Source organism: Streptomyces murinus (genome assembly GCF_002154555.1).
In the GTDB taxonomy this organism is placed as follows: domain Bacteria; phylum Actinomycetota; class Actinomycetes; order Streptomycetales; family Streptomycetaceae; genus Streptomyces; species Streptomyces murinus.
Genome location: NZ_MUNF01000514.1, coordinates 1 through 4925 on the forward strand (window position 1 = coordinate 1; position 4925 = coordinate 4925).

A 4925-nucleotide genomic window follows, 5' to 3' on the forward strand; every position below is an offset into this window, starting at 1 on the left:
ACGGACTGATCGCCGTCCCCCTTGACGGCGCCGAGACCAGCCTGACCTGCATCTTCCACCCGCCCGGACTCCGCCTCGGCACGGCCGTCGGCCTTGCCTCGCTCGCGGCGCTGCTGCTGCTCAGCGCCGCGACCGCCGTCCGCCGCCGACGCTTGTCGACGCCCGCCCCGACCACACCACCGGCACCGCGCGAGCGCGTGACAGCCGCGCCCTGACCGCGATCCGACCGCGCCCCTGGGGGACCTCCGCCATGCTGATATCGATCGTCGCGCCGTGCTACAACGAGGAAGACGTCCTGGAACGCTTCCACGAAGCCGTCCAGAAGATCGCCGACGAACTGCTGCCGCTCGGCCACGACATGGAGTTCGTGTACGTCGACGACGGCAGCCGCGACCGCACCCTCACCGTCCTCGAACGCCTCGCCGCCCGCGACCAGCGGGTGCGTTACGTCTCCTTCAGCCGCAACTTCGGCAAGGAAGCAGCCCTGTTGGCGGGGCTGCGGCACGCCTCCGGTGACTCGGTCGTCGTCATGGACGCCGACCTCCAGCACCCGCCCGAGCTGATCGCCCGCATGGTCCGGCTGCGCGAACAGGGCTACGACCAGGTCATCGCACGCCGCACCCGCACCGGCGACCGCCTCACCCGCACCCTCACCGCCCGCCTGTACTACCGACTCGTCAACCGCCTCGTCGACGTCGAACTCATGGACGGAGTAGGGGACTTCAGGCTGCTGTCCCGCCGGGTGGTGGACGCGGTGCTCGGCCTGACCGAGTACAACCGCTTCTCCAAGGGCCTGTTCGCCTGGGTCGGCTTCCCCAGCACCACCTTCGCGTACGAGAACGCCGTGCGCGAGGCCGGCAGCAGCTCCTGGAACCTGCGCGGACTGCTCGACTACGGCCTGGACGGCGTCCTCTCCTTCAACAACCGTCCGCTGCGCGCCGCCCTCTGGCTCGGCATCAGCCTGCTGCTGTGCGCCGGTCTCTACACCGCCTGGATCGTGGTCGCCGCCCTCCTGCACGGCGTGCAGACGCCCGGATATGTCACCATCATCACCGCGGTCACCGCCCTCGCCGGGGTGCAGATGGTCATGCTGGGAGTGATCGGGGAGTACACCGGCCGCATCTACTACGAGGTGAAGGGCCGCCCGCACTTCCTGGTGAAGGCGACCAATGTGGAACGGACGAAAGATCTCATTCCTTGATAGCGCGACAGATCATCACCTTCGCCGCGGTCGGTGTGCTCAACACGGCCGTCTACTACGGCCTTTACCTGCTCTTCCTGACCTGGCTCCCGTATCTCGCCGCGCATGTTCTCGCATTCGCGCTGAGCATGGTCGGATCCTTTTTCCTCAATGCGCGGTTCACCTATCGCATCCGCCCGACCTGGCGGAAATTCCTGCTGTTCCCGCTGACCAACGCGGCGAATTTCGTGATCACCACGGTGGGCGTGTACGTGATCGTGGACGTCCTCGGCGCCGGCAGCCGCTTCGCCCCCCTGCTCGCCTCGGCGGCGGCGATCCCGATCACCTTCGTGGTGTCCCGCTGGATCATGCTGCCGGGGGCGTCGCCGCGGGTGGCGGTCGAGGAGTGATGGCGGCGGACCACCGCCGGTGACGTCAGCGGGCCGCCTCGATGCCCCGGGCGGCGGCCCGGGCGGCGGCGGCCGCGCGGTTGGGCAGGTCGAGCTTGGCGAGGATGTGCTCGACATGGGTGCCGACCGTGCGGGGCGTGACGTACAGGCGCTCGGCGATCTCGCGATTGGTGCGGCCGGAGGTCAGTTCGGCCAGCACCTCGAGCTCCCGCGCCGAGAGTCGCCGCAGGTCGGGAGGCAGGGCGTCCGAAGGCCGTACCTCCGTACCGGCGGCCACGGTCGCCGCGAGGGACTCGGTCAGCAGCGTGACCACGGCGCGTGCCGCGTCGGGGGCGCGCCGCGGCGGCCGGGTGCTGATGTTGAGCATGCCGACGTACCGGCCGTCGGCCGCGAACAGGCACTGGGCCACGCCGTCCGTGATGCCGAGCGGGCGCAGCACGTCCCGGAAACCCGGTGAGGACGCGAGCAGGCGCGGGGCCACGTCCCGGAGCCAGAGCCCGTCCCGCTCCGGGCCCCGGAGCACGGCGAACACCGGGTCCCGGTGCAGCAGGGTCTCGATGTAGGCCGTGGCGGCGTCCGGGTAGCTCCCGGCGAGGGTGGTGTGGCGGCGTCGTACCGGATCCCAGCGGGTGAGGGACGCGTGGTCGTACTCCATCACCCCGGACAGCGCGTCCAGGACCGCCGCCGCGCCGGTCGCGCTCCCGGTGGCCTCCCGGGCGGCCGCTCGGACATCGACGGCCGCCTCCAGGATGTCCGCCGTGCTCCGCCGCGCTGCCACCCCTCAAGGATGATCATCTGCCCGGAATACGTCAATCGCGCAGGACGTCGTGCACGATCCGCCCGTCCATCACGGTGAGGACGACGGGCATGCCGGGGATGTCATGGGGGTCGGTGGTGAGCAGATCCCCGTCCAGGACGCACAGGTCAGCGGCCTTGCCGACCTCCAGGGAGCCCTTCCAGCCGTCGGCGAAGTCCTGCCAGGCCGCGTCGATCGTGTACGTGCGCAGCGCCTCGGCGAGCCCGATGCGCTGCTCGGGACCGCTGACCCGGCCCGCCGCCTTGGACTCGCGCAGCATCATGGTGGCCAGGCCCTGGCGCCAGTCCGGCGCGGTGACCGGCGCGTCCGAACCGCTCGCGACCCGCACCCCGGCGTCGAGCGCGTCGCGGTACGGCCAGGCGTACCCGGCCCGCCGGGCGCCGACGAACTCCTCTTCCAGATCGGCGACGGTCCATTTGATGGTGGGGTTCATGTTGACCCCGAAGCCGTGCGCGGCCAGCACCTTCATGCTGTGCGCGGTGAGGAAGTCACCGTGGATGACGTAGTGGCGGGCGTCGGCGCGCGGGTGTTCGGCCTGGGCCGCCGCGAAGGCGTCCGCGACGGTGTCGATGGCCCGGTCGCCGGTGACATGCACACCTATCTGGTGCCCGGCGGCATGGGCGTGCCGGATCATGGCACCGATCCCGGCGATCCGCTCGGCGTCGCTCTCCCCGCCGACGCACAGCGAGCCGCAACCGCCGCCGAGGTACGGCTCATGCATCCAGGCCGTCCTGTTGGGCACGATGCCGTCGCCGAAGATCTTGACGCCGTGGATCGCGAGCCGGCGCGGATCCGTGCTCCCCGGGTCGAAGTCCCCGAGGCCGCGGGCGAATTCCTCGGCGCCGCCCGCCATGCCGGTGGGCAGCAGCAGGACGCCGACCCGGGCCGTCAGCTCGCCGCCGGCCAGCAACCGGCGGTACACGTCGAGGGTCCCGGTGCCGAGCGCGCCCCGCATGATCCCCTCGCCCCCGGGACCGAGCCCCGGCTCGGTGTAGCTGGTCACCCCGAGCCGGGCGAGCGCGCCGAGCGCCGACCGGATCGCGTCCGTGCGCTCCTGCTCACTGAGCGGCGGCAACGCGTTCTGCACCAGGGCCTGCGCCCCCTCGTGCAGCAGCCCGGTCGGCTCGCCCGCGCCGTCCACGACGACGCCCGGTACGACGGTGTCCCGGCCGAGCCCGATCAGCTCCAGCGCCCGGGAGTTGACCCAGGTGGCGTGCCCGGAGAAGGAGTACAGCACGACCGGACGGTCCGGGCTCACGGCGTCGAGGTCGTGCCGCGAGGGCAGCCGTGCCGGATCGTCCGCGCACTCCGCCAGATATCCGGTGTCCCACCCGTGCCCGGTGACCCACCGCCCGCCCGGCACCCGTCCGACGGCCGCCCGCACCGCGTCGGCCACCTCGGCGAGCGAGGACACGGCCGGGTGCCCCACGTCGACGGACATCGGCGGGGTCGCCATGCCGAAGGCGCACCCGTGCAGATGGGAGTCGTTGATCCCCGGCAGCAGCGTCCCGCCGCGCAGATCCACGACCCGTGTCCCGGGCCCGACGAGAGCCTCGACCTCCGCCCGCTCCCCGACGGCACTGATCACCCCACCACGCACCGCCAGCGCCGACGCCAGGGAGAACCCGGCATCCACCGTGACCACCGTCCCACCGACGAACACCAGATCCGCGTACGCGTTCACAAAAGGCCCTTTCCATGACCGGACAACCTCCGGGGAACTATGTCCGCGCCGCCACCCCGGGCACATCGGTCATTCCACCGATACGGAGGCGGTTCGACGAGATCAGCGGTTGCGTGCGCCCGCGGCGGCACAGGCGTCCGGCGACGCGGGCAGGGCCCGGCCCGGGCGGCCGAGCGGGGACAGGGCCATCACGGCCCGGGACAGCAGCATGCCCGCGGCCGTCACGAGGAGGCCGGCGCGCGTGCCCCACGCGTCCGCGAGAAGGCCGCCGAGCAGGGAGCCGAAGGGCGTCAGGCCCATGCCGACGAAGGTGATCGTGGCGGCGGCCCGGCCCTGCATCCCGTCCGGGGTGACGGTCTGCCGTACGGCCGTGATCGTGACGTTCACCACCTGGCCGCAGGTCCCGAAGACGACGTCGACCGCGAGCAGCGCCGGAGCCGTCACCGCGGGGGAGCCGTGCAGCGCGGGCACGAGCAGGAAGACACCGTCCCCGAGTGCCGCCGCGGACAGCAGGACGGCGCCCGCCCGAAGCGGCCCGGCAGCCGGGCGGCCGGCAGTGAGCCGAGGAGCGCGCCCGGTCCCGTCGCCGCGAGCGTCAACCCGACGACCGCGCCCGGCAGATGCAGTTCCCGGGGCAGGAACAGCAGACAGCAGGTCGTCACGGCCGAGAAGAAGAACTGGAAGGCGGCCGAGGCGAGACAAACGGCCCGCAGCATGGCTTCGCCCACGACGAAGCGCAGGCCCTCCTGGATGTGCCGCCGGATCCGGGGCGGGTGCGCCGGGTGTTCCGGGACGGTGCGCCCATGGGGGACGCCCGCCCCGGATCCGGCGGCA

The 4925-nt window shown here is 72.2% G+C and carries 5 protein-coding genes and 1 pseudogene; 3 read left to right on the plus strand and 3 right to left on the minus strand.

Going from position 1 to position 4925, the window contains the following annotated elements; genetic code table 11:
* From CCN72_RS28365 to CCN72_RS28375, 3 genes are all read left to right on the plus strand, one after another.
* A partial coding sequence (locus CCN72_RS28365) for a hypothetical protein (protein ID WP_143664224.1) occupies positions 1–215 on the plus strand: 215 nt, incomplete at its 5' end.
* Positions 216–250: 35 nt separating this feature from the next.
* Positions 251–1201 carry a glycosyltransferase family 2 protein gene (locus tag CCN72_RS28370; RefSeq protein WP_086810740.1) on the plus strand — a complete coding sequence of 317 codons (951 nt, stop codon included), beginning with the start codon at positions 251–253 and terminating at the stop codon, positions 1199–1201.
* Positions 1198–1590: a GtrA family protein gene (locus CCN72_RS28375; RefSeq protein WP_086810742.1), complete on the plus strand. Its 393-nt coding sequence runs from the start codon at positions 1198–1200 to the stop codon at positions 1588–1590. The genes CCN72_RS28370 and CCN72_RS28375 overlap by 4 nt, the downstream gene beginning before the upstream one ends.
* Before the next feature lie 25 nt (positions 1591–1615).
* Here CCN72_RS28375 and CCN72_RS28380 read toward each other — a convergent pair whose 3' ends face one another.
* The 3 genes and pseudogenes from CCN72_RS28380 to CCN72_RS28390 all read right to left on the minus strand — a co-directional run.
* Entirely contained in the window at positions 1616–2368 is a 753-nt protein-coding gene (locus CCN72_RS28380) for a helix-turn-helix transcriptional regulator (protein WP_086810744.1), read from the minus strand.
* A gap of 31 nt (positions 2369–2399) precedes the next feature.
* Positions 2400–4091 carry an amidohydrolase gene (locus CCN72_RS28385; RefSeq protein ID WP_244174510.1) on the minus strand — a complete coding sequence of 564 codons (1692 nt, stop codon included), beginning with the start codon at positions 4089–4091 and terminating at the stop codon, positions 2400–2402.
* Between the two features lie 102 nt (positions 4092–4193).
* Positions 4194–4925, minus strand: a pseudogene (locus CCN72_RS28390) (MFS transporter); the annotation flags it as partial.

Coding starts and splice junctions, on each gene's coding strand:
- CCN72_RS28370 (WP_086810740.1), top strand. CDS start 251: ATGCTGATATCGATCGTCGCGCCGTGCTACAACGAGGAAGACGTCCTG.